The sequence below is a fragment of the Synechococcus sp. R8-2 genome (genome assembly GCF_047461715.1).
In the GTDB taxonomy this organism is placed as follows: Bacteria; Cyanobacteriota; Cyanobacteriia; order Thermostichales; family Thermostichaceae; genus Thermostichus.
The window spans coordinates 1-798 of sequence record NZ_JANSHQ010000746.1; the positions used below are offsets into that span (position 1 = coordinate 1).

Annotated in this window: 2 protein-coding genes; one reads left to right on the top strand and one right to left on the bottom strand. The window is 62.5% G+C overall.

What is annotated here, in order from left to right:
* A partial coding sequence (locus NW819_RS14405; protein ID WP_414414165.1) for a transposase occupies window positions 1-473 on the bottom strand: 473 nt, incomplete at its 3' end.
* Between the two features lie 65 nt (window positions 474-538).
* Here NW819_RS14405 and NW819_RS14410 point away from each other — a divergent pair.
* A partial coding sequence (locus NW819_RS14410; protein ID WP_414414166.1) for a hypothetical protein occupies window positions 539-798 on the top strand: 260 nt, incomplete at its 3' end.

A 798-nucleotide genomic window follows, 5' to 3' on the forward strand; every position in this document is an offset into this window, starting at 1 on the left:
AGGTAGAGGTAGGGGTAGGCCAGCTCCAAAGGCCGGCCCCGCCAGGCGGAGAGCTCCTCCTCCAGGCGCTGGGCTACCCTGGAGACCGCGTCCTTACCGATGCGCACCCGGGACACGCCCTCCGTGATGGCCGCTACCTTGCGGGTGGAGACCCCTTGGAGGTACATCCCCAGCACCGCCTCTTCTACCTCTCCGGTCATCCGCTTGTACCGCTCAAAGACCTCGGTCAGGAAAGTCCCCTCCCGGTCCCGGGGTACCCGGAGCTGGGCGATCCTGCCCGCCGGCGTGATGAGGTCCCGGGTGTAGTAGCCGTTCCGCTCCCCGCGGCGGCTTGGGGTGCGCTCACGGTAACCCGCAGCCAGGTGCTCGGCCATCTCTTCTTCCAACACCTGCTCAATGACGGCCTTGACCCCTTCCCGGATGCGCCGGCTGATCTCCTCCTTGGTCAACCTCTTGAGCTCCTCTCGGTCCATTCCGCCCTCCATGCTTAACCCACAAAATACGCGACACTACCGCCACAGATCACCGGAGTGCGGCAATGGCTACTCAACTGGATGTGGAAGACATTCGAGGGATCCGATCGGTTGCTGAGGTGGCTGGTCTCTTTGCATCTCTGGGGTACGCTCTGGTGGGGCAACCGTTGGATATAGCAGCGCTGGAGCTACCCGCCGATTTTGACAGACCTCGGGCTGCATATTTCCTGGCGGAATATCGACAGCGGTATTTCCGTCAGGTGGTGCTGCTGCTTGAGTTTGAGGTAAAGCCCAGCCCTACAGGTCGCTTCCCTTCGGGGAAGTG